Origin of the sequence: Actinoplanes subglobosus (genome assembly GCF_042650585.1) — a bacterium.
Classification (GTDB): domain Bacteria; phylum Actinomycetota; class Actinomycetes; order Mycobacteriales; family Micromonosporaceae; genus Actinoplanes; species Actinoplanes subglobosus.
On the sequence record NZ_JBHSBL010000027.1, the window covers coordinates 63,917 to 87,188 of the forward strand.

Consider the following 23,272-nt stretch of genomic DNA (forward strand, 5'->3'; position numbering starts at 1 on the left):
CTCCGCCCGGGCTCCACCCGGCCTGTTTTCGGGCCCGAGTGGCCGTACCTCGACCCTCTTCTGTCCGATATTTCGGTTTTATTGCGAGAAAAGGACCACCTCTCATGGCAACGCTGCTGCACCGGCTGGGGCTGGCGTCAGTACGGCACCGGATACTCGTCACGATCGCCTGGCTGGTCGCCCTCGTCGCGGTCGGCGTCGGGGCCGGCACCCTGTCCGGTGCCACCGCGAACAGCTTCAGCATCCCCGGCCAGGAGTCGACGACGGCTCTCGCCCTGATGAAGGAGAAGTTCGGCGAGGCGTCGGCCGGCGCCACCGTCCAGATCGTGTTCGAAGCCCCGGCCGGCCAGAAGATCACCGACCCGGCGAACGCCGCCAAGGTCGCCCAGATCGTCGCCGGCCTCGGTGAACTGCCCGGCGCGGTGGCCGCCAGCAACCCGCTCGACCCGAAGGCGCCGACCGTCTCCCGGGATCAGGTGGCGGCGTACAGCTCGGTGACCTTCCCGGTGCAGCCGTCCGAGGTCACCGACGATCAGCGGGAGGCGATCACCGCCGCCGTCACCGAGGCTCGCGCGACCGGTCTGACCGTAGAGGCCCGCGGTGAGGCGCTGAGCAACCCGGCCGACATCGGCGGTGCCTCCGAGATCCTCGGCGTCGTCGTCGCGCTGATCGTGCTGGCCCTCACCTACGGCTCCCTGGTCGCCGCCGGCATGAACCTGCTGACCGCGATCGCCGGTGTCGGCATCGGTGCCGCCGGTATCGTCACCCTCACCGGCTTCACCGAACTCCAGTCGACCACCCCGATCCTGGCCGTCATGCTGGGTCTCGCCGTCGGCATCGACTACGCGCTGTTCATCGTCACCCGGTTCCGCCACGAGCTGCGCCGCGGCCTGTCCGTCGACGCCGCCGCCGCGATGAGTGTCGGCACCGCCGGAGCGGCGGTCGTCACCGCCGGCCTCACCGTGGTCATCGCCCTGGCCGGCCTGTCCGTCGTCGGCATCCCGTTCCTGTCCGAGATGGGCATCGCCGCTGCGGCCACCATCGTGATCGCCGTCCTGGTCGCGATCACCCTGGTCCCGGCGATCCTCGGTTTCATCGGCACAAAGGCCCTGCCCCGCAAGCAGCGCTCGGTGCCGTCGGTAGTCGTCGGGCCCTATGCCGCCGTTGCTCCGGCCCCCGCCACCGACGAACTGCCGGCCGGGCGTGGTTTCATCCGCGGCTGGGCCCGGCTGGTCTCGGAGCAGCGCTGGCTCAGCCTGATCGCCGCGGTCGCCGCTCTGGCCGTCATCGCGATCCCGTTCTTCTCGATGAAGACCACTCTCGCCCAGCGTGCCGCCGAGGGCACCACCCAGGCCCGCGCCCAGGCGATCATCGACAGCCGTTTCGGCCCCGGCATCACCAGCCCGCTGATCGTCCTGATCGACGGCCCCGACGCGGTCCAGTTCGGCCCCCAGGTGCAGAAACACCTCACCACGGTGCTGCCCGAGGGCACGCTGGTCCTGCCGCCGCAGCCCGACCGGGCGGGTACCGCCGCGCTGATCACGGTCATCCCGACCACCGGCCCCGAGGACGAGCGGACCCTGGACGTGGTCCACGACATCCGCGATTCGATCAACCCGGCGGAGGGCACCCGCGTCTACGTGACCGGTAGCACCGCCGTCAGCATCGACGTCTCCCAGAAGCTCAACGACGCCCTGCCGGTCTACCTCGGTCTGGTCGTCGGCCTGGCGTTCGTGCTGCTGGTGCTGGTGTTCCGCTCGCTGCTGGTCCCGGTGGTGGGTGTCCTGGGCTTCCTGCTGACGATCGGCGCGGCGTTCGGCGCCACGGTCGCCGTCTTCCAGTGGGGCTGGGCGGCCGACGCCGTCAACGCCGGCTCCACCGGCCCGATCCTGAGCCTCGCGCCGATCATCATCGTCGGCATCCTGTTCGGCCTGGCCATGGACTACCAGGTCTTCCTGGTGTCCCGCATGCACGAGGCCCACGCGCACGGTGCCGCACCTCGGGACGCGATCGTCACCGGTTTCCGTCAGGCCGCCCCGGTGGTCATCGCCGCCGCCACCATCATGTTCGCGGTGTTCGCCGCCTTCGTCCCCGAGGGCAACGACACCATCAAGCCGATCGCCTTCGCCCTGGCGGTGGGCATCGCCTTCGACGCCTTCATCGTCCGCATGATCGCCGTCCCCGCGGCCCTGGCCCTGCTCGGCCACGCGGCCTGGTGGCTCCCGTCCTGGCTGCGCTGGCTCCCGGAACTCGACGTCGAGGGCGCCGCCCTGGAACGCCACCCACCCGCCGTCGACGACAACGCCACCCCGTCCGACCAGGTCCCCGCGGGCGTCTGACCGCACGAACCCGGCCGGCCGTCGCTCAGCGTCGTCCCGCATTCCGCGGGAGGCGGCTGGGCGGCGGCCGGAGTCCGTTCCTTGTCGAGGACCCCTGCGTCCGGGGCGACCAGCAGCTCCTGGTCGGGTCATCGGTGTGCGTGCGGTGCTTATCCATTGCGACACCGAAGCCGCCCGGGACTTCTACCTGCGCCTGGCCGAGTCCGAGGCGAGTCCCACGGACCCGATGCATCTGCTGTTGTCGATGAATGGCCTGTGCCGGGCACTCGCCGGATAGATATTGCCGGGGAGCGAGGCCCTGGCGGGAGCCTCGCTCCCCGTCCCCTCTGACCCGAAACCGACCCTGACCGGAAACCGATCCTGACTATGGACACAGGAAACTGCCCGGCGGACCGGATCCGGGTCGGGGCGGCGATACCGCGGATGGGTCGTCGGGAAGCGGGCGCCCCGGCAGCCGCACTCGTCATCGCCGATGGTGAGGCGTCGTGACATGCCCGGCCATCCTCGTCACCCCGCCCAGCGACAACCGTGACCACGACGCGGGTTCCAGGCCCCGCGTGATCAACCCCGGGTGGTGAAGACTCAGAGGTCGGGGCGGGAGTTCAGCGGTGAATCTCGCATCCTGTCTGCTCAGGTCGACTCGTCAAGGATCGCCCCGTGACGAGGACCGTCTAGAGCGCCCGTTGCCGGGTCGGGTGCGTGTGCCGTCCTTCGACAGGGCGCCGGGCGCGCCCAGCGCCGGGTCGGGTGCGTGTGCCGTCCTTCGACAGGGCGCCGGGCGCGCCCAGCGCCGGGTCGGGTGCGTGTGCCGTCCTTCGACAGGGCGCCGGGCGCACCCAGCGCCGGGTCGGGTGCGTGTGCCGTCCTTCGACAGGGCGCCGGGCGCACCCAATGCCGGGTCGGGTGCGTGTGCCGTCCTTCGACAGGGCGCCGGACGTACCCGTCATCGGGTCTGGGTGCGATCACCGCCCACAGGGGGGCGGTGACGGCGCCCGCATCCGGCTCCGGGTGCCGACAGGACACCCCCACCGAGAAGTCGTTCGCATGCCAGGCCATCCTCCTCACCTCGGCCAGCGACAACCGCTCACCTCGGCCAGCGACAACCGCTCACCTCGGCCAGCGACAACCGCGACCGGACCGCAGGTTCCACCGCCCCGCGCGATCAACCCCCGGTGTTGAAGACTCAGGGGGTCTCGGCGGTGGAGGTGGTGCGGGCGACCACCTCCACCGAATCCAGGGCGAGCAGCTGGGTTTCGCTGGCGGTCAGGCGGGTGCGGGCCTCGGTGGGGAGCGAGACGGGGGAGCCGGCGGCCAGGGGGAGCAGGTGGAGGGTCACCTGGGCGCCGGCGCGGTAGCCGGCGTCGGTCAGGTTGACCGTCCAGTCGGCGCCGTCCCAGTAGCGGTCGGTGACCGTGTGGCCGTCGATGCGCAGTTCGCCGATGTCGCCGGCCCAGGTGATGCGCAGCAGCGGGTCACGGGACGGGTCGGCGGCGAAGTCGGGCAGGTGCAGGCGGTAGACGGCGGCCAGTTCGTCGAGTGTCTCGGTGGACGGGGCGGACGGGCGGCCGTCGTGTTTGCCGTAGCTGACCGGGACCGTGGGGGCGGCGGGGCGCAGCTGTTCGACGGTCACCGGCCGGCGCTCCGGTGCCGTGGATTGGGGGACGGTCATCGCGGTGAATGCTCCGGCTGTGGGGTCGTATAGCCGTACATCCGCGGTTTTGGAGGCCTTGACCGTGAGCGTTCCCGAAGCGTCCCATTGCAGCTCGTCGTCGGTGAGCAGCAGGCGGCGGCCGCCGTCCTCGGTGACCCAGGCCGATCCGGCCGTCTCGGCCGGGAGGACGAGGACGTCGAGGCCACCGAGACGGACCGGGGTGAGCGCCGGCGTCACGATCTGAACGGAATCGGCCACGGCGATCTCGACGTCTATGCCGGGTTCGGCAATCAGGACGAGCGTGGGGATGTCGCCGGGCAGCAGGGTGAGCGCCGACGCGGTGGCGTAGGTGATCGTGGTGCCGCCGGCGGTGAGGTTGAGCGGCCAGCGGGCCAGGGTGCCCGCGGGGATGTCGATGGGCTTCGACGGCAACTCGATGACGCTGTTGTCCAGGGAGATCCGGAAGCGGGCGTCGCGGTGGGCGGAGAGCGGGAAGTGCGGCTGGTGCCAGGAGAGGAACAGGAATCCGCTCTCTCCGTCGGCGCGCAGGGCCCACCGCAGGGTTGTGGTGTCGTCGACGTCGGCGGGCCGGATGTCGGGGAGGCTGGACGGCATCTCCGCCAGGCGGTGGCCGAAAGCGGACAGGAACGCGTGCTGGCGACGTAGTTCGGCGTGGCTGGCGGCCAGGGTTCCGGCTTCGCCGATGGGGGCGTGGAAGTCGTAGCCGAGTGGCGTGATGTCGTTGGGGTAGCCGGTCGCGTGTGACTCGTGCAGGCCGGGGCCGGGGTTGGTGCCGCCGGTGTACATGTAGTAGCCCTGCCAGGCCGAGCCGTTGCCGATCTTGCAGTGGGCGATGGCGGCGACGTCGAGGGCGGCCGGGCGCGGGCGGCGGTGGTAGGCGGTGGCCATGCCGCCGCCGAGTTCGCAGGTCGCGGCCGGGAACTCGTCGGACGGGGTGCGCGGGCCGCCGGACGCGGCCTCGATCGCCTGCGCGCGCCGGACGTCGGCGCCGATGCCCGCGTCGTCCCAGACGTGCGAGAAGAAGTAGTGGTCACGGAACGTCGGGTCCCACGGGGCGTCGGCGTCGACCCAGAAGCCGTCGCCGTAACCACCGTACAGCGGCAGCACCTCGGCCGCGGGCAGGTCGGCACCGCCCCACGCGGTGGCCGTCCAGAGTGGCGCGGACATGCCGGCCTCGCGTGCCAGGCGCTTGAGCGTGACCAGGTGCTGCGGCTGGTCGTAGAGCTCGTTCTCCAGCTGGATGCCGATCACTTTGTCGAAGCGGTCGCCGACGGCCGCGCTGATCTCGGCGAACCACTCGGTGACCAGCGCGAGGTAGGCCGGGTCGTCGGTGCGGTGCCGGACCGGGGCGTGCTGCACCCAGTCGGGGAAGCCGCCGTTGCGGCTCTCGCCGTGGCACCAGGGGCCGATGCGCAGCACCACGTCGAGACCGGTCTCGACGGCGAGGTCGACGAACGCGGCCACGTCGAGGTTGCCGTCGAAGCGGGTCGCGCCCTGTTTCGGCGAGTGGTGCAGCCAGAAGATGTAGCTGGCCACGACGGTGACACCGCCGGCCTTCATCTGCCGTAGCCGCTCGGCCCAGCGCTCGCGCGGGACCCGGCTGTAGTGCATCTCGCCGGAGACCGGGATGACCGGCACCCCGTCGCGGCTGAGGTAGCGGTTGGTCAGCGCGAGGCCGGGCCGCGTGTCCTCGTCGTTGCTCATCCGCGGCCGGCGCAGCGGAGTCGCCCAGGCTTGGTGGCGAACGGAGAGCGGCTCGGGCCACGACATGGGATCAGCTCCTTGCGATGTTGACTGTAACCGGTCACAGGCCGGTCGGCCCGAACGATACACAGGCGTAACGGGTAGGACGCAAGGGCTTGACACAAGGCCGTAACACCAGCACTGTAACCGGTCACAGGGGCTGACCGGAGCACGCGCTTCCCGGCCGGTCCCGTCCCCGGCTTCCGTCTCCCCGGCCAAGCCGATCAAGGAGGATCGATGAAGATTAAATTCGCCCCGCTCATGGCGACCCTTGCCGCAGCGGCTCTTTTCACCACCACGGCGTGCAGCAGCTCCGACTCCGCTGCCGAGAACCAGAGCGACCCGAACGAGAAGGTCGAGCTGACCTACTGGACCTGGGCGCCGAACATGGACAAGGTCGCCGCCGCCTGGAACGCCAAGAACCCGAACATCCAGGTCACCGTCAACAAGCAGGACGGCGGCGACCCGGCCGTCACCAAACTGCTGACCGCGATCAAGGCCGGCTCCGGTGCGCCGGACGTCATGCAGGCCGAATACCAGAAGATCCCGACGCTGGTCTCCTCGGACGCGATCGCCGACATCTCCGCCGAGGTCGGTTCGGTCAAGGACAAGTTCCCGGCCGGCATCTGGAACGGCGTGACGCTGGGTTCCGACGCCGTCTACGGCGTTCCGCAGGACTCCGGCCCGCTGATGTTCTTCTACCGCGCCGACGTGTTCGAGAAGAACGGCCTGCAGGCGCCGAAGACCTGGGACGACTACGCGGCGGCCGCCGAGAAGATCCACAAGGCGAACCCGAAGCAGTACCTGGGCACCTTCTCCGCCAACGACGCGGGCCTGTTCACCGGTCTCGCGCAGCAGGCCGGCGCCTCCTGGTGGGGCGTGAACGGTGACGCCTGGACCGTCAACATCAACGACGCCGCCACGCAGAAGGTGGCGGCGTACTGGGGTGGGCTGGTCGAGAAGGGCACCATCGACAACAAGCCGATGTACACGCCGGAGTGGAACGCCGCCCTCAACGACGGCACCCAGGTCGGCTGGGTCAGCGCGGTCTGGGCGCCGGGCGTCCTGGACGGCTCGGCCAAGGACACCAAGGGCAAGTGGAAGGCCGCCCTCATGCCGCAGTGGGACGCGGCCGCACCGGCGACCGGCGCGTGGGGTGGCTCGGCCACCAGCGTGACCACCCAGACCAAGCACAAGAAGCAGGCCGCCCAGTTCGTGTCGTGGCTCAACAGCGACCCGGAGGCCCTGAAGCTGCTGGCCACCGAGGCGTTCGTCTACCCGGCCGCCAACGAGTCGACCAGCGTGCTGACCAGCCCGCCGTCCTTCTTCTCGGACCAGGCCGACTTCTACACGATCGCCTCCGAGGCCTCGAAGGCGATGAAGCCGTTCACCTACGGCCCGAACGTGAACGTCGCCTACAGCGCCTTCAACGACGCCTTCGGCAAGGCCGCGGAGGCCAAGAAGGCCGCCGCGTTCACCGAGTCACTGGTCACCATGCAGAAGACCACCGTCGACGACATGAAGAACACCGGGTTCACCGTCACCGGATGAGTGCGACTCCGGGCGGGCGGCCCCCTGGCCCGCCCGGAGCGTTCGGAAAGGAAATTCGGCGATGTCGTTGACGACCACCGCCCCGAGAAAGACCGCGGCTCGCCCGGCCGCGGCACCCCGGCGGCGCGCCGGAAGGAAGGCCGGGACACCGTACGCCTTCCTCGCCCCCGCGCTGATCCTGTTCACCGCGTTCCTGGCCGCGCCGATCGTGTACGCCGGCTACCTGAGCCTGCGCAAGGTCAAGGTCAGCGGCCTCGGCCTGGGCGCGAAGTCCCGCACCGAGATCTGGGCCGGCTTCGACAACTACGTCCGGTCGCTGACCGACCCCGACTTCCTGCCGAGTGTGTACCGGGTCGGGGCGTACGGCCTGATCGTGGTCCCCACCATGCTCGGCCTGGCCCTGCTGTTCGCGCTGCTGCTGGACGCGAACCGCACCCGTGAGTCGATCGGCAAGTTCGCCCGGATCTCGATCTTCCTGCCGTACGCGGTGCCGGCCGTGGTCGCGTCGCTGCTCTGGGGCTTCCTGTACCTGCCGCGGGTCAGCCCGATCAACGACGCCATCGAGGCGCTCGGCTTCACCGCCCCGAACCTGCTCTCCAGCGACCTGACCCTGTGGGCGGTCGCCAACATCGCGGTCTGGGGCGGCACCGGCTTCAACATGATCGTCATCTACACGGCGTTGCGGGCGGTCCCGACCAGCCTGTACGAGTCGGCGCGGATCGACGGCGCGTCGGAGCTGGCCATCGCCTGGCGCATCAAGATCCCGATCGTGATGCCGTCGCTGGTGATGACGTTCGTGTTCTCGCTGATCGCGACGCTGCAGGTGTTCGCCGAGCCGATGACGCTGCGGCCGCTGGCCAACACCATCTCGACCACCTGGACGCCGCTGATGAAGGTCTACCGGGACGCGTTCGCCCGCAACGACCTCTACGCGGCCGCCGCCACCTCGGTGATCATCGCGCTCGCCACGTTCATCCTGTCCTTCGGCTTCCTCAAGCTCGTCGGGCGCCGGGCCTTCAACCAGGAGGACTGAGTTGACCACCACGTTGAAGCGCAGCCCGATCGCCACCACGCTGCTGCTGCTCGGCGCCGCCTACTGCCTGCTCCCCGTTCTCTGGGTGCTGATCGCGTCGTCGAAGAGCTCCGGCGAGCTGTTCTCCACGTTCACGCTGGCGCCGAGCACCCACCTGTTCGACAACCTGGTCGACCTGGCCGGTTACCGGGACGGCCTGTACTGGCGCTGGATGGGCAACACGGTCATCTACGCCGGCCTCGGCGCGGCCGTCTCCACGCTGATCTCGGCGATGGCCGGGTACGCGCTGGCCAAGTTCGAGTTCCGGGGCAAGAGCACGGTCTTCAACATCATCCTGGCCGGGGTCCTGGTGCCCGGCGTCATCCTGGCCATCCCGCAGTACCTGCTGCTGGCCAAGCTGGGGATGACCAACACCTACTGGGCGGTGCTGCTGCCCAGTTTCATCAGCCCGTACGGCATCTACCTGGCCCGGATCTTCGCGGCCGCGGCGGTGCCGACCGAGATCCTGGAGGCGTCCCGCATCGACGGCTCCGGGGAGTGGCGCACCTTCGGCACGGTGGTGCTGCCGATGATGCGGACCGGCCTCGTGACGGTGTTCCTCTTCCAGTTCGTGGCGATCTGGAACAACTTCATGCTGCCGTACATCATGCTGGGCGACGACAAGCTCTACCCGATCACGGTCGGCCTGAACGGGCTGCTCAACCAGGGCTCCAACCAGCCGTCCATGTACACCTCGGTGGTGACCGGCGCCCTGGTGTCGATCATCCCGCTGATCGCCCTGTTCCTCACGCTGCAGCGCTACTGGCAGGTCGACCTGGCCGCCGGTGGTGTGAAGGCCTGACTATGATCCCGAACGTGTCGCGCAAACGGCCCACCATCCGCGATGTCGCTCGAGAGGCCGGCGTGTCCTACGCGACGGTCTCCCGGGTGCTGAACGGTCGTGACTGGGTCAGCCCGGAGGCGGTCCGGGCCGTCCGCGACGCCATCGCCCGCACCGGCTACACGGCCAACCCGCACGCCCGGTCGCTGGCCACCGGAAAGTCCGGGTCGATAGCGTTCCTGCTCACCGAGCCGCAGCACCTGCTCTTCGAGGACCCCAACTTCTCGGTGCTGCTGCGCGGGGTGGCGCAGGCGCTCTCCGACCGGGAGCTGACGCTGATCCTGATGATCGCGTCGACCCCGGACGAGCGCAGCCGGGCCATCGCCTACCTGTCCGGCGGGCACGTCGACGGGGTGCTGCTGGTGTCGCCGCACTCCGGTGACCCGCTGCTGAGGCAGCTGGTCGAGGCCGAGGTGCCGATCGTGGCATGCGGCCAGGTGCTCGGCTTCGAGGACCGGATCAGCTCGGTGTCGGCTGACGACTGGGGCGGCGGCCGGTCCGCGGTCGAGCATCTGCTCGGCCAGGGCTGCCGGCGGATCGCCACCATCACCGGGCCGCAGGACACGTTCGGCGGCGTCTTCCGGCTGCGCGGCTACACCGACGCGCTGACGGCCGCCGGGATCACCGTCGACCCGGCCTACGTCGTGCACGGCGACTGGAGCCGGGCGAGCGGCGCGGCGGGGATGCGCACGCTGCTCGACCGGGTGCCGGATGTGGACGGCGTGTTCGCCGCGTCCGACGCGATGGCCGCGGCCGCCCTGCCGGTGCTGCGCGAGGCCGGGCGCGAGGTGCCCGGCGACGTACGGGTCGTCGGCTTCGACGACTCGGGGCTGGCGGCCACCACCGAGCCGCCGCTCACCACGGTCCGTCATCCGCTGGAACGGATCAGCGAAGAGATGGTCCGGCTTCTCACGGATGTGATCGCCGGGCGTACCCCGCTCTCCATCACCGTGCCCACGAGCCTCGTGGTGCGCGGAAGCTCCCCCGCCTGATCAACACCCCTTTTCGTCATGGACGACCTCAAAGGAGTGCCATGAAACCGTCCCTTGCCGTCGCCGCCTTCCTCGCGGTGGCCCTCATCCCCTCACCCGCCGTGGCCCACGAGAAGCCCGGATTGACCATGCGTGGCGCCGACGTCTCCACCCTCCAGCGGTCGATCGAGCTCGGGCAGAAGTTCTACGACGCCCGCGGCCGCCGGGGCAACCCGTACGAGATCCTCGAGAAGGCCGGCGTCAACTACGTCCGGCTGCGCATCTGGAACGACCCGACCAGCGGCTACTCCAACAAGGAGAAGGTGCTCAAGCAGGCCCGCGCCGCCAAGGCCGCCGGGCACAAGCTGCTGATCGACTTCCACTACTCCGACACGTGGGCCGACCCGGGCAAGCAGTTCGTCCCGAAGGCGTGGGCCGGCCACGACCTCGCGCAGCTGGAGCAGGACGTCTACGACTACACGTACGACATCTGCACCAGCCTCAAGCGGCAGGGCACCACGCCGGACAGCGTGCAGATCGGCAACGAGATCAACGTCGGCATGCTGTGGCCCACCGGCTACGTCAACAACAGCGACTTCACGCCGCTGGTCGGCCTGCTCAACGCCGGCTACGACGCCACCAAGGCGTGCAGCAAGCGGACCCAGGTCATGGTCCACACCGCGCTGGCCGGGAACATCGACGCCGCCCACTGGTTCTATGACGGCATCACCGCGGCCGGCGCCAGGTGGGACATCACCGCGCTCTCCTACTACTGCATGTGGCACGGGTCGCTGACCAACCTGGCCACCGTCATCGGTGACGTGAAGTCCCGGTACGGCAAGCCCGTGGTGATCGCGGAGACCGCCTACCCGTACACCACCGAGAACTACGACCATCTGGAGAACATCATGCTCTCCGCGGCCCCCTGCGACGGTATCCCCGCCACGCAGCAGGGTCAGGCGCAGGAGTTCGCCGCCGTGCAGACCACCGCACGGGACGCCGGTGCCATCGGCGTCTTCTACTGGGAGCCCACCTGGACCGGCATCGCCGGCAACGGCTGGGACACCGAGGACATCGAGAACTCGGGCAACGCCTGGGAGAACATGGCGACCTTCGACGACAGCGGGCGTATCAACCCGTACGTCCGCTGGCTCCGGTAGATCCCCGTTTAAGGAGCAGCACCATGAAACCGTCCCTCCGAGCCGCCTTCTCGGCCGCGGTCCTCGCGGTCGCGCTGGTGGTGTCACCCGCCCCCGCACAAGCAGCATCCCTCACCATGCTCGGCGCCGACGTGTCGTCGCTGCAGCGCACGCTCGACCTCGGCGGCAAGTACTACAACGCCTCGGGTGTCCAGGCCAACCCCTACGACATCCTGAAGACGGCCGGCGTCAACTACGCCCGGCTGCGCGTCTGGAACAACCCGGCCTCCGGTTACAACAACAAGGCCAAGGTGCTCCAGCAGGCCGCGGCGATCAAGGCCAAGGGCCTGAAGCTGATGGTCGACTTCCACTACTCCGACACGTGGGCCGACCCGGGCAAGCAGTATCCCCCTGCCGCCTGGGCGTCCTACTCGCTCACCCAGTTGCAGACGGCCGTCTACAACTACACCTACGACGTCTGCACCAGCCTGAAGTCGGCCGGGCTCACCCCGGACAGCGTGCAGATCGGCAACGAGATCAACGTCGGCATGCTGTGGCCCAAGGGCCAGGTCGTGAACAGCAACTTCGCCCCGTTGGCGTCCCTGCTGAAGCAGGGCTACAACGCGACGAAGGCCTGCAACAGCGGCACCCAGGTGATCATCCACGTCGCTGACGCGGACAGCATGACCAACATGCGGTGGTTCTACGACGGCATCAAGGCGGCCGGCGTGACCTGGGACATCACCGGCCTGTCGTACTACTGCATGTGGCACGGCACGCTCGCCAACATGTACAACGTGGTGGTCGACGCCCGGACCCGTTACGGCAAGCCCGTGGTGATCGTCGAGACGGCGTACCAGTTCACCACCGCCGACGCCGACAGCGAGAAGAACTCCATTCCGGGCACGGTGCTCTGCGACAACATCCCGGCCACCTCGGCGGGCCAGGCCCAGCAGTTCACCTGGGTCCAGAACACGGCCCGCAACGCCGGCGCCATCGGTGTCTTCTACTGGGAACCCACCTGGTACGCCATCGCCGGCAACGGCTGGGACCCGGCGAACATCAACGGCACCGGCGACGGCTGGGACAACATGGCCACCTTCGACTGGGGCGGCAAGGTCAACCCCTACATCAAGTGGACGGCGTGACCTTCTGATCGACGGCCCGGTCCGGGTTCCTCCCGGGCCGGGCCACTTCCTTCTCCGGTACGGCCATCAGAGCCCGAAATCGGCGGGAACCTCGGCGATCCTGCGTTCGAAGGCCTCGTTGACGGGTCGCCCGTGCCCAGCCAGACCTCCGGGCCGACGTTGTGCGAGGCCGGCCGGCGCCGACAGGATGGAGAGGTGCCGAAAGCCTTCAGCTATGCGCAAGCGGTGCAGATCCTCGGCGGAGGACCCGGGACCGAGTGGGTGAAGAGGCTCAACGACCTGACGTGCGGTGTGATGCTCGGTGCCGCCGCCACCACATCCGCGGTGCTGGCGTGGTTCGACGCGCACACCGCCTTCGCCCGGGTGTCCGAACAGCTCGTGAGGACGGTGTCACTGCGTCTCGCCGGCTCACACCGCCTGGAACGCACCGAACGGATCGCCGCTTCGCACAGCGTCATCGTGATCGCGGCCTATTTCGACGCCCTCGGGTCGGCACACCTTCCGTTCGACCTCGCACAGGCGGCTATCACCGCCGAGGATCAGCTGAGACTGGCCGACGCGCGGGAGACCGACAGCCGGAGTCTCGCCGAGTCGGCTCTCACGGTCGGCGTCCACCTTCCCGAACCACACGGGCTTCGAGCGGATCACCTGGCCGAACTGGCGAAGACGTATCGGGGACTGTCGGAGTCGGTGGGCCGGTTCCTGCGGGGGCTGGCCTTCTGGGACGTCCTGTCACCGGGCGAGGAACGCCGGGTCGAGGAGGAACTCGGTCGTCTGCCGGAGACCGCTGTCCTCCGCTACGAGCAGATGCTTCTCGATCTGCGGGCCGAATGTCCGGAGGTCGACCTGTGGATCCGGGACTGGGACACCCTGCGCGAGATCTATCAGCCGGCCCGGTTCCGCGTGCTGGAGGCCGTGTCGGGCATCCCGGCCAGTGCGGAGCGATCCTGGACGCCACTGCCGATTCACGCCGACCTCCAGTCGTACCTGCTGGGTTTCCTGACCTCCCCGCGAGCGCAGTCGGCGCCGCTCATGGTTCTCGGTCAGCCCGGCGCGGGTAAGTCCGTTCTGACCAAGATGCTCGCCGCTGACCTCGCGACGTGCGGATTCGTGCCGGTTCGGGTCTCCCTGCGTGATGTGGACAGCGGCGTCAGCCTGCAACGCCAGATCGAGCAGGCGATCCAGGACGCCACCGGTGAATCGCTTCCCTGGCCGCGACTGGCCGAGGCGGCCGCGGGCCGGCTGCCCGTCATCCTGTTGGACGGGTACGACGAACTGCTACAGGCGACCGGCTCGAATCAGAACGGCTACCTCCGGCGGGTCGCTGATTTTCAGCAACGCGAGCGGGATCTCGGCCGTGGTGTCGCCGTGGTGCTGACAACGCGATCCAGCGTCGCCGATCGGACCGCGGCCCCGGCCGGCACCCTGATGGCCAGGCTGGAACCGTTCGACGACGGCCAGGTGACGGCGTGGCTCGACGTCTGGCGGGCGGCGAACGAGAAACGCCTGGCTGCCCGGGGATCACGTGCCCTTCCGGCCGAGGACGCCCTACGGTTCCGGGATCTGGCCGGCCAGCCCCTGCTGCTCCTGCTCCTGGCCCTTTACGACGCCGATGGAAACGCGCTCCAGCGAACCACCGAGCTCTCCCTCGGAGAACTCTACGAAAAACTGCTCACCAGCTTCGTACGCCGGGAGGTCGGCAAAGCGGGCCCCGGCGCCTGGACGCTGCCGCCCTGCTCATCGGCCGGTTCTTCTTCGTCCATCGCGCCCGCGCGACACGGGGTCACGAGGTCCTGCACACCTACGAGTTCCTGCACACGTACGAGTTCCTGCACGCCACGTTCGGTGAGTTCCTCGTCGCGCGATACACGTGGCACCTGCTCCGCGAGATGGTGGCCGGATTCGATCTTTCCGCCGAGCCCGCCGGGGGTACCGATGACGGCCTGCTGTCCCGCCTGCTGTCCTTCACCGCCGTGGCGGTCCGGCAGCCGATCGTCGGTTTCCTCGCCGAGCGCGTGGCGGAACTGTCCGACGACGAACGGGTGGTGTGGGGCAGGGCCCTGTCCACCCTGTATCGGAGGAGTCAGTACCTGACCTGGGGAATCCGGCCGACCGACTATCTCCCCGTGACCGCGCGCATGCCGTCCCGCTATGCGGCCTGGACCGCGAATCTGATTCTGTTGAAAGCCCTGGTGTCCGGGGACTTCCGATTCTCGGAGCTGGTCGAGTCGTCCGACGACGCAACCCGCATGACCTGGCATGACCAGGCCGTTCTCTGGAGCGCCGAATCGTATGCCACCTTCGCCACGCAACTCCTTGCCGCGCTGCGGTCGGATGTCCGCGTGTCCGCCGCGCTGGCGGAAGAGGTGATCGCGGAGATCATCGAACCGGGCGTGCCCGCGGGTCTCGACGAGGCGATCGCGCAGACATGCCGAGCCGTTCTCGAACGTGGCCCGGACGGCGAGGAGGCCGCCGTCCGGCTGAGGCGGACGTGGGACCTGGTCGCCGGGCGTGAGGGGGCATCCTCGCTGGTGATCGCTCGTTGAGATGAGTGACGGCACGGCGCGCGTTACCGGACGGGTTGTTGCATAGTAGGGTCCGTTCATGGGCGATGATCGATCTTTGGCCGGGGTGCAGCACCTGGCCGAGGAGGAGGCCGCCGCGCCCGCTGTGCACTACGACGACGAGGAGCGGCCGGCCCGGGCGTTGGGCGGACGGGTCGGCGCGGCGGTGTCGATCGTCGCGTTCGCGGTTGCGGGGCTCGTGCTGTGGCAGGTGTTCCGCCCCCTCGCCCAGGGCAGTCAGTACTACCTGATCATCTTCCTGGCCGGCACACTTCCGCTCGTCTTCCTGGCGTACCGATCGGGCTGGGGTAGAGGGCGGCAAACGCCCACCGTGAGCGACTGGGTCCTCGCCGCCGCCGCACTGGTCGTCTGCCTCTACCCGCTCAACCCGTTCGACGGCGGCTACAACGGCTTCCTGCTGCGACAGGGACTCCTCGAACCGGTCGACATCGTCTTCGGCGCGGTGCTGCTGGTCCTGCTGATCGAAGCCTGCCGCCGCACCACCGGCTGGGCACTTCCGGTCGTCTGCCTGCTCTTCCTCGGGTACGCCTACTACGGTGGCCTGCTGCCGCAGACCTGGCCGATCGCCCACGCGGGGCTCGATTTCGGACAGATCATCGACGCCCTCTACAACTCCGGCAGCGGCTTCTACGGCACCCCGCTCGATGTCGCGGCCACCTACATCGTGCTGTTCACCATCTACGGCGCGGTTCTCGACCTGTCCGGGGCGAGCCGGTTCTTCGTCGACCTCTCGGTCGCCGCGTTCCGGCGATCGCGCAGCGCGGCGGGACGCACGGCGGTCGCCGCCGGGTTTCTTCTGGGCACGGTCTCCGGCTCGGGTACGGCCACCGCCGTCAGCGTCGGCGCGGTCACCTGGCCCATGCTCCGCCGTGCCGGATACCCGCCGGAGCAGGCCGGTGGCATGCTGGCCGCGGCCGGTGTCGGCGCGATCCTCTCCCCGCCGACGCTCGGTGCGGCCGCGTTCATCGTCGCCGAGTACCTGAACGTCTCCTACCTGACCGTCCTCGGCTGGGCGATGATCCCCACGCTCCTCTACTACCTGGGCATCCTGCTCGCCGTGGAGATCGACGTGCGCCGGTTCGCGGTCCGCGCCGTCGACGCCCCGCCGACCAGCGCGTGGCGGCTGCTCACCCGCTTCGGATACCACTTCTCGTCGCTGATCGTCATCGTCGTGCTGCTGGCGCTGGGGCAGAGCGCCACCCGCTCGGTGGTCTACGCGACGATCCTCGCCGGCGCCCTGTCGTTCCTGGACCGGGACTCCCGCCTCACCCCGCCGCGGATCTTCGCCGCCCTGGCCGCCGGGGTCCGCGGTGTGCTGCCCGTCGTCGCCGTCTGCGCCGCGGCCGGCGTGATCACCGCGACCACCACCAAGACCGGCCTCGGCGCCCAGCTGGCCTCCCTGCTGGTCAACGGGGCCAAGGCGATCACCGACGAACCGGCCGCGGTGCTGGCGCTGACCGCGGTGCTGGCCGCGTTCGCGCTGGCGCTGCTCGGTCTGGCGGTCCCGGTCACGGCCAGCTTCATCATCGGCTGGGTCATCATCGGGCCGGCCCTGCTGACACTCGGCGTGCCGGCGCCGGCCGCGGCCATGTTCGTCTTCTACTACTCGGTGCTGTCCGAGGTCACCCCACCGACAGCGCTGGCCGCCGTCGGCGCGAGCGCGATCACCGGCGGCCGCACCATCCCGACCATGTGGCAGGCCCTCAAGTACGCGCTGCCCGCCTTCCTCGCCCCGCTCGCCTTCGTCCTCACGTCCGAGGGTGAACACCTGCTGGCCCGCGGATCGTTGTTCGGCATCGTGTGGACGACACTGGTCGCCGGGCTCGCGGTGCTCGCGCTGGCCGTCGCCACCGGTGCCTGGGTGCCGGGAGTCGGGCCCGCCGGGTGGGCGAGCCGGATCGCGGCGGGGCTCTCCGGGCTCCTGCTGCTCTACCTGGCCCCGGCCAGCATCGTCGCCGGGCTGACCGCGCTGCTGGTGGCCGTACTCCTCGCCGGTTTTGACAGAAGACGGACCGGCCCGCAGACCCCCCTTTGAGATTCGCCCCTTGCCGTACCACCCCTCCTGGAGGAGAGCATGAGACGAATAGTGGGAATCGCGCTGGTCAGCACGCTCGCGGCCGCCACCGCGGCGTGCGGCGGCCGGCAGGACACCGCCGCCACCGACACCGGCGGCGCCGTCACCTGTGAGGTGGCCCAGGCCACCCGCGTCGGCATAGCGACCGGCAACGCCACGGGCGTCTACTTCGCCCTCGGCAACGCGTTCGCCGAACAGGTGAACGCCGCCGGTGAGAACGTCCAGGCCACCGCGGCCGAGACGGGCGCGTCGGTGCAGAACATCCAGCAGCTCGCCGCCGGCACCTACGACGTGGCGTTCTCGCTGGCCGACACCGCCGCCGACGCGGCCAACGGCACCGGCAGTTTCACCGAGAAACAGCCGGTGCAGGCGCTGGCCCGCATCCACACCAACTACACCCAGGTGATCGTCCGCAAAGACGCGGGGATCACCGACGTCGCCGGGATGAAAGGCAAACGGGTCTCCACCGGCTCCCCGAAATCCGGCACCGAGGTCATCGCCAACCGGGTGCTGAAGGCCGCCGGGCTCGCCGAAACCGACGTCCAGGCGCAGAAACTGGACCTGACCAAGACCGTCGACGGGATGAAGGAGGGCACGATCGACGCCCTGTTCTTCTCCGGCGGACTGCCCACACCCGGCATCACCGACCTGCTCACCACCAGCGGGGACAAGGTCGAGTTCCTGGACATCACACCGGTGCTGCCGGAGATGCAGAAGATCAACGAGGTCTATCAGGAGGGGGTCATTCCGGCCGCCACCTACAAGACCCCGGCCGACGTGAAGACGATCGTCGTTCCCAACGTCCTGCTCGTCCGCGAGAACCTCGACCCGAACGTGGCCTGCGTCCTGACGAAGACACTGTTCGAACGCAAGGCGACACTGGAACAGGCCAACGCGGCGGCCAAGGAGATCAGCCTCGACACCGCCCGTAAGACCAGCCCGGTGGTCGTGCACCGCGGCGCGGCCAAGGCGCTCGACGACCTGGGCGCTCCGAAGTAGTGGGTCGCGGGGAGGCCGATCCGGCGGCCTCCCCGCGATTTCTCGCGATCCCGTGCAACCCTGCGGGGCGGTCGCCTCGTGTTTACGCGGACCGACAGGATGGGGGACCGGCATGAGCGACCGCGACAACGCGTTCGCCGAGTATTTCGCGGCACGGTCGTCCGCTATGCGGGCGACGGCTTTCCTGCTGTGCGGGGACTGGCATCGGGCCGAGGACCTCACACAGAACGCCTTCACCAAGCTCTATCTGCGATGGAACCGTGTGCAGAGGCACGAGTCGCTCGACCCGTACCTCCGCAAGGTCCTGATCTCGTCCTTCATCGACGAGGGCAGGTGGGGGTGGTGGAAGCGGGAGCGGCCGCACGACACCCGGATCGAGCGGGCGGCGGACCCGGAGCCGACCGAGGACCGGGTGACGCTGATGCGGGCGCTCGCCCAGGTGCCACCACGGCAGCGGGCGGTGCTGGTGCTGCGCTACTGGCTGGACCTCTCGGTGGAGGAGACCGCGGCGGCGCTCGGCTGCACCGCGGGGACCGTCAAGAGCCAGGCGGCGCGCGGCCTGGAGACGCTGCGCACCCTGGTCGTCCATCCCGTCACGGCCGACTGAGGGGAACCGACATGGAAGAGAACGAACTGCGCGCCGCGCTACGGGACACGATCACGCTCCACCCGGAGCCACCACCGATGGAGTCGAAGACCGCGATCGCCGCGGCCCGCCGGACCGCGATGCGGCGCAACCTGCTGGCCGGCATCGGCTCCGCCGCCGCGATCCTCGGCATCACCCTCGCCGTCATCCCGGGGCAGGGTCAGACCACCGGCAGCGGTACGGGTATCCAGGTGGCCGGCGATCCGTCGGGGGCGTCGCTGCCGTTCCCGACCGAGACGCCGAGCTGGGCCGACAGCACGCCGTCCGCCGGTGAGAAGACCGGGCCGTCGTGGCCGCCGGAGAACAGCGGTGACGCGACGGCCGACACCGGCCCGCACTACCAGAACGGGAAGAAGCTGCTGACCGCCGTGGTCGCCGCGGTACCGGACGGGTACACGGCGAAGACCGGCAGTACCAGCGACGGGATTCCGTTCCGCTCGCACCAGTCGACGATCGAGGGTGAGTTCTGGCGCAACATGGCCGCCGTCGCGATCGGGAAGGGCGACGGTGTCGGTGAGCTCCTCGTCGAGGTCAGCGAGCCCGGCAACGACCTGCCGTCCGACGCGTGCGCGCTGGCGAAGCAGTTCTGGGGCCGTGGTGGCGACTGCACGCCGGTGACCGTGGGCAAGGCCGAGGTCGGCGTGATCCACGAGGGCGACGGGACGGCGTGGGCGGGGTACCGGCACTCCGACGGCACCGTCGTCTACGTGATGCAGGCGACGGCACCGACCTACGGCGACCCGGCGACCAACGGGCTCCAGCCACTCGCCGACCTGCCGCTGACCGACGCCGAACTGGCCGCGCTGGCCACCGACGCGAGTTTCCGCTGACCACGTCGCCCACCTCCGCTCCCCCGGAGGTGGGCGGTATCGGGTTTCTGTCGTGAACCGGATGGCGATGATCGCGGTACAACGCTGAGGATAGGGGTTCAGCAGGGGAGACCACCGTGACTCAGCCGTTCGTCGCACGTGCCGCGATCGCGACGTACCTAGTCGTCAACCTGATCGTCATTCACGCGATGTTCCTCATCGCCGGGCCGCCCGCGCACAACCTCTTCGGACAGGTGGGCCGGCTGCTCGGCCTCTACCTGGCGTTCGCCATGACCGTGCAGGTGCTGCTGGTGGCACGGTTGCCGCTGCTCGACCGGGCGATCGGCATGGACCGGCTGACCGGCTGGCACCGGTGGGCCGGTTTCACCGTCTTCTGGCTGGCCGTCCTGCATCCGACGTTCGTGATCCTCGGGTTCGCCCGCTACGACCGGGTCTCGTTCCTCGCCACCTTCCTGACGCTGTCGAAGCAGGTGCCCGTGCTCCTCGGCCTGATCGCCGTGGCGTTGATCGTGGTGGTCGTCGCGGTGTCGGTGCGGATCGCCCGGCGCCGCCTGTCCTACGAGGCCTGGCACGCCGTCCACCTGCTGCTCTACGTCGTGCTGCTGCTCGGCATCGTGCACCAGATCTACGAGGGCACCGCGTTCACCCTCAACATCCTGACCCAGATCTACTGGTGGGGGCTGTGGACGTTCGCGCTCGCCGCCCTCATCACCTATCGCGCGATCGTCCCGCTGATGAGCAACAACCGGCACCGGATGCGGGTCGCCGCCGTCGTCCCCGAGTCCGGTGACGTCGTCTCCGTCCACGTCACCGGGCGCGACCTGCACCTGCTCGGCGCGAAGGCCGGCCAGTTCTTCCTGTGGCGTTTCCCCGGTCACAACCCGTGGTGGCAGGTCAACCCGTTCTCCCTGTCGGCGGCCCCGAACGGCCGCTCGCTGCGGCTCACCGCCAAAGGCATCGGCACCACCAGCGCCGGATTGCGGGACCTGCAGGTCGGCGCGCGGGTCTTCGCCGAGGGCCCTTACGGTTCCTTCACGATCGACCAGCGCAGGGGTACGGCCACCCTGCTGATCGCCGGCGGTATCGGCGTGACCCCGATCCGCTCGTTGCTGGAGGACCCGGCCCTGGGCGGCGACGTGATCGTCCTCTACCGGGTCCGCTCCGGAGCCGACGCCGTCCTCATCGGCGAACTCCAGAACCTGGCTCGTGAACGGGGTGCCCGCCTGCACGTCCTGACCGGCCGCACGTCCCCCACGAACCAGCCGTTCACCCCGGCGAACCTGCACGCCCTGGTCCCCGACATCACTGCCCGGGACGTCTACGTGTGCGGCCCGTTCCCCCTGACAAGCGCGATCCTGACGAGTCTCCGCACCTTGAAGGTCCCCACCCCGCAGATCCACGCCGAACTGTTCCGCCTGGCCCCCTGACCCCGCCCCCGGCGGCCCTGTCGGGCGGGGTGTCTCTGGCGGCCCTGTCGGGCGGGGTGTCTCTGGCGGCCCTGTCGGGCGGGGTGTCTCTGGCGGCCCTGTCGGGCCGGATGCCTCCGGGGGCCCTGTCCGGCCGGGCCGATGCCGCCGCTACGGGTGGACCAGGCCGCACTCGTAGCCCAGGATCACCGCCTGGACGCGGTCGCGGAGGCCGAGTTTTGCCAGGATGCGGCTGATGTGGGTCTTCACCGTCCCCTCGGAGACGCTCAGGTCGCCGGCTATCTCCGCATTGGACAGGCCCCGGGCGATCAGGGTGAGTACCTCGCGTTCCCGGGCGGTCAGGGCCGTGAGCCGTCCGTCCGGCCGGGCCGGCGGGACGGCGGGGGCGTTGACGAAATGTGCGATCAACCGGCGGGTCGCGCTCGGTGCGGTGACCGCCTCGCCGGTGACCACCACCCGGACCGCGGCGATCAGGTCGTCGGCGAGGGTGTCCTTGAGCAGGAACCCGCTGGCCCCGGCCCGCAGCCCGGCGAACAGGTAGTCATCCAGGTCGAACGTGGTCAGGATGATCACCTTCGGCGCGGGGGACAGGGCCCGGATCCGTTCGGTGGCGGTGATCCCGTCGACGCCGGGCATACGGACGTCCATCAGCACCACGTCCGGCCGGGTGCGGGCGGTGACCTCCAGTGCGGCGGCGCCGTCCCCGGCCTCGCCGACCACCTCGATGTCGCCGGTCTCGTCCAGGATCATCCGGAACCCGGTCCGCACCAGAACCTGGTCATCGACCAGCACGACCCGGATGCTCATCGGTCCCTCACCGTCCACACCGGCAGATCATCCCCGACGCCCGCCTCCGGATCCGCCGGCGAGGGACCCGCGGACGGCACGGGAGGTGCGAGGGCCGCGGGGCCGGTGGGCGACGCTGGTGGGGTGGCCGCGGTCAGGTCTGGTGGGAGGGTCGTCGGGCGCAGGGGCAGACCGGCCAGGACCCGGAAACCGCCCGCCGCCAGCGGCCCCGTCTGGAGTGTGCCGTCGAGGAGGCGGACCCGTTCGGCGATGCCCCGCAGCCCGTTGCCGGGGGCGCCGAACAGGCGGGCCGGTGGCTCACGGCCGTCGTCGGACACCTCGATCTCCAGCATGTCCGGGTGGAAACCGAGCCGGACCCGGGCCGTCGCGCCTTCGCCGGCGTGTTTCAGCGTGTTGGTCAGTGCCTCCTGCGCGATCCGGTAGGCGGACAGGTCGACGCCGGCCGGCAGCGGGGACGGGTCACCGTCGACGGTGAACGTGACGGTGGTGCCGGCGGCGCGGACGCGGTCGATCAGCTCGGGCAGGGCGTCGACGCCGGGCTGTGGGACGAGTTCCGGTTCCTCGCGGACGATGGCGAGCAGGCGCCTCATCTCGGCCAGGGACGAACGGCCGGTGGTGACGATGTCACGGAGCGCGGTCTCCGTACGCTCAGGGTGTCGTTTCAGAGCCGCCGCCGCCCCCTGTGCCTGGACCACCATGACGGACAGGCCGTGGGCGACGACGTCGTGAAGCTCGCGGGTGATGCGGGCCCGCTCGGCGGCGGTGGCCAGCGCGACCCGCTGCCGCCCCTCACGCTCCAGATCGGCGGCCCGCCGCTCCACGATGCGCAGATGGATGCGACGGCCACGCAGATTGTCACCGAGCAGGTAGGCGGCGACGAGCGCGAGCATCAGCCCGCTGCTCTGCATCAGCCGGTCGGCGATGCTGGGCATCTCCGGCTCCGGGAACGGGATCATGGCCCGCTGCTCGGGGACGGCGATGCCCCGGGTGTCGATCGACAGGTTGGCGATGTCACCCGCGGGCAGGGGCAGTGTCAGGCTCAGTACCGTGATGACGGCCATCATGACGCCGCAGGCGATCGCACCGGTCCGTCGCCGCCGCTCGTCCGCGGCGGCCAGCGCGAACAGCGCGATCGGCACGGTGAGGTCGAGTGCCTCGACACCGGACGGCTCGGGCACATGATGGCCGAGCGCGCCGACCGATGTGAGGACGACAGCGACGAGCGGCCGGTGCCGGCACAGCAACAGGCCGGTGACCATGAGGACGGTGAACGTCCACCACCGGTCGGCGTCGTCGTGCAGCTCCTCGGCCGACGCCGCGGTCAGCACCAACGCCACCGCGAGGTCGACAGCGAGCCACCACAGGCCCTTCACCCAGGACATTCGCCCAGTTTAGATAGTCGGCAGCCCGCTGCCGTCGGCCCGCGGT

The 23,272-nt window shown here is 69.8% G+C and carries 18 protein-coding genes; 15 read left to right on the forward strand and 3 right to left on the reverse strand.

From position 1 onward, the window contains the following. Positions 1 to 104: 104 nt before the first annotated feature. Positions 105 to 2,339, forward strand: coding sequence for an MMPL family transporter (locus ACFO0C_RS40050; protein ID WP_378072037.1), 2,235 nt, complete (start codon positions 105 to 107; stop codon positions 2,337 to 2,339). Between the two features lie 136 nt (positions 2,340 to 2,475). Further along, positions 2,476 to 2,616 (forward strand): hypothetical protein, encoded by a 141-nt coding sequence (locus ACFO0C_RS40055; RefSeq protein WP_378072038.1) that lies wholly within the window; start codon positions 2,476 to 2,478, stop codon positions 2,614 to 2,616. 906 nt (positions 2,617 to 3,522) lie between these two features. On the opposite strand, the gene ACFO0C_RS40060 is transcribed toward ACFO0C_RS40055, so the two are convergent. Then, a complete protein-coding gene (locus ACFO0C_RS40060; protein WP_378072039.1) occupies positions 3,523 to 5,781 on the reverse strand; it encodes a beta-galactosidase in 2,259 nt (752 codons plus the stop codon). A gap of 210 nt (positions 5,782 to 5,991) precedes the next feature. Here ACFO0C_RS40060 and ACFO0C_RS40065 point away from each other — a divergent pair, with 210 nt between their 5' ends. The 13 genes from ACFO0C_RS40065 (at position 5,992) to ACFO0C_RS40125 (ending at position 21,037) form a co-directional block, all read left to right on the forward strand. After that, entirely contained in the window at positions 5,992 to 7,305 is a 1,314-nt protein-coding gene (locus ACFO0C_RS40065) for an ABC transporter substrate-binding protein (protein WP_378072040.1), read from the forward strand. A gap of 61 nt (positions 7,306 to 7,366) precedes the next feature. Next, complete coding sequence (locus ACFO0C_RS40070; protein ID WP_378072041.1) at positions 7,367 to 8,338, forward strand: carbohydrate ABC transporter permease; 972 nt, start codon at positions 7,367 to 7,369, stop codon at positions 8,336 to 8,338. A 1-nt stretch (position 8,339) separates the two neighbouring features. Next, a complete protein-coding gene (locus tag ACFO0C_RS40075; RefSeq protein ID WP_378072042.1) occupies positions 8,340 to 9,179 on the forward strand; it encodes a carbohydrate ABC transporter permease in 840 nt (279 codons plus the stop codon). 14 nt (positions 9,180 to 9,193) lie between these two features. Next, on the forward strand, positions 9,194 to 10,210 hold the full coding sequence (locus ACFO0C_RS40080; RefSeq protein ID WP_378072043.1) for a LacI family DNA-binding transcriptional regulator: 1,017 nt from the start codon (positions 9,194 to 9,196) through the stop codon (positions 10,208 to 10,210). A gap of 41 nt (positions 10,211 to 10,251) precedes the next feature. Further along, entirely contained in the window at positions 10,252 to 11,349 is a 1,098-nt protein-coding gene (locus ACFO0C_RS40085; RefSeq protein ID WP_378072044.1) for a glycoside hydrolase family 53 protein, read from the forward strand. Positions 11,350 to 11,372: 23 nt separating this feature from the next. Beyond that, positions 11,373 to 12,476, forward strand: a complete 1,104-nt coding sequence (locus tag ACFO0C_RS40090) for a glycoside hydrolase family 53 protein (protein ID WP_378072045.1) — start codon at positions 11,373 to 11,375, stop codon at positions 12,474 to 12,476. Between the two features lie 195 nt (positions 12,477 to 12,671). Next, positions 12,672 to 14,570: an NACHT domain-containing protein gene (locus ACFO0C_RS40095; protein ID WP_378072046.1), complete on the forward strand. Its 1,899-nt coding sequence runs from the start codon at positions 12,672 to 12,674 to the stop codon at positions 14,568 to 14,570. A 32-nt stretch (positions 14,571 to 14,602) separates the two neighbouring features. After that, positions 14,603 to 15,022 (forward strand): hypothetical protein, encoded by a 420-nt coding sequence (locus ACFO0C_RS40100; protein WP_378072047.1) that lies wholly within the window; start codon positions 14,603 to 14,605, stop codon positions 15,020 to 15,022. A 58-nt stretch (positions 15,023 to 15,080) separates the two neighbouring features. Next, positions 15,081 to 17,096, forward strand: a complete 2,016-nt coding sequence (locus ACFO0C_RS40105) for a TRAP transporter permease (RefSeq protein WP_378072048.1) — start codon at positions 15,081 to 15,083, stop codon at positions 17,094 to 17,096. 39 nt (positions 17,097 to 17,135) lie between these two features. Beyond that, the gene (locus ACFO0C_RS40110) at positions 17,136 to 18,134 is read left to right on the forward strand and encodes a TAXI family TRAP transporter solute-binding subunit (RefSeq protein WP_378072049.1); all 999 of its coding nucleotides are present in this window, start codon (positions 17,136 to 17,138) and stop codon (positions 18,132 to 18,134) included. A 112-nt stretch (positions 18,135 to 18,246) separates the two neighbouring features. Further along, positions 18,247 to 18,741: a SigE family RNA polymerase sigma factor gene (locus ACFO0C_RS40115; RefSeq protein ID WP_378072050.1), complete on the forward strand. Its 495-nt coding sequence runs from the start codon at positions 18,247 to 18,249 to the stop codon at positions 18,739 to 18,741. Positions 18,742 to 18,752: 11 nt separating this feature from the next. Continuing rightward, positions 18,753 to 19,610, forward strand: coding sequence for a hypothetical protein (locus tag ACFO0C_RS40120; RefSeq protein WP_378072051.1), 858 nt, complete (start codon positions 18,753 to 18,755; stop codon positions 19,608 to 19,610). Between the two features lie 116 nt (positions 19,611 to 19,726). Further along, positions 19,727 to 21,037: a ferredoxin reductase family protein gene (locus ACFO0C_RS40125; protein ID WP_378072052.1), complete on the forward strand. Its 1,311-nt coding sequence runs from the start codon at positions 19,727 to 19,729 to the stop codon at positions 21,035 to 21,037. Positions 21,038 to 21,187: 150 nt separating this feature from the next. Here the strand turns inward: ACFO0C_RS40125 and ACFO0C_RS40130 are convergent, their stop codons facing one another. Together ACFO0C_RS40130 and ACFO0C_RS40135 are read right to left on the reverse strand one after the other, a co-directional pair. Continuing rightward, entirely contained in the window at positions 21,188 to 21,844 is a 657-nt protein-coding gene (locus ACFO0C_RS40130) for a response regulator (RefSeq protein ID WP_378072053.1), read from the reverse strand. Beyond that, entirely contained in the window at positions 21,841 to 23,226 is a 1,386-nt protein-coding gene (locus tag ACFO0C_RS40135) for a sensor histidine kinase (protein WP_378072054.1), read from the reverse strand. The genes ACFO0C_RS40130 and ACFO0C_RS40135 overlap by 4 nt, the downstream gene beginning before the upstream one ends. Positions 23,227 to 23,272: the final 46 nt, after the last annotated feature.

Excerpts from the sequence above, each read along its gene's own strand:
- ACFO0C_RS40110 (WP_378072049.1), top strand. The coding sequence starts at position 17,136 with ATGAGACGAATAGTGGGAATCGCGCTGGTCAGCACGCTCGCGGCCGCC.
- ACFO0C_RS40050 (WP_378072037.1), top strand. The coding sequence starts at position 105 with ATGGCAACGCTGCTGCACCGGCTGGGGCTGGCGTCAGTACGGCACCGG.
- ACFO0C_RS40060 (WP_378072039.1), bottom strand. The coding sequence starts at position 5,781 with ATGTCGTGGCCCGAGCCGCTCTCCGTTCGCCACCAAGCCTGGGCGACT.
- ACFO0C_RS40115 (WP_378072050.1), top strand. The coding sequence starts at position 18,247 with ATGAGCGACCGCGACAACGCGTTCGCCGAGTATTTCGCGGCACGGTCG.
- ACFO0C_RS40120 (WP_378072051.1), top strand. The coding sequence starts at position 18,753 with ATGGAAGAGAACGAACTGCGCGCCGCGCTACGGGACACGATCACGCTC.
- ACFO0C_RS40105 (WP_378072048.1), top strand. The coding sequence starts at position 15,081 with ATGGGCGATGATCGATCTTTGGCCGGGGTGCAGCACCTGGCCGAGGAG.
- ACFO0C_RS40065 (WP_378072040.1), top strand. The coding sequence starts at position 5,992 with ATGAAGATTAAATTCGCCCCGCTCATGGCGACCCTTGCCGCAGCGGCT.
- ACFO0C_RS40090 (WP_378072045.1), top strand. The coding sequence starts at position 11,373 with ATGAAACCGTCCCTCCGAGCCGCCTTCTCGGCCGCGGTCCTCGCGGTC.
- ACFO0C_RS40070 (WP_378072041.1), top strand. The coding sequence starts at position 7,367 with ATGTCGTTGACGACCACCGCCCCGAGAAAGACCGCGGCTCGCCCGGCC.
- ACFO0C_RS40135 (WP_378072054.1), bottom strand. The coding sequence starts at position 23,226 with ATGTCCTGGGTGAAGGGCCTGTGGTGGCTCGCTGTCGACCTCGCGGTG.
- ACFO0C_RS40130 (WP_378072053.1), bottom strand. The coding sequence starts at position 21,844 with ATGAGCATCCGGGTCGTGCTGGTCGATGACCAGGTTCTGGTGCGGACC.
- ACFO0C_RS40085 (WP_378072044.1), top strand. The coding sequence starts at position 10,252 with ATGAAACCGTCCCTTGCCGTCGCCGCCTTCCTCGCGGTGGCCCTCATC.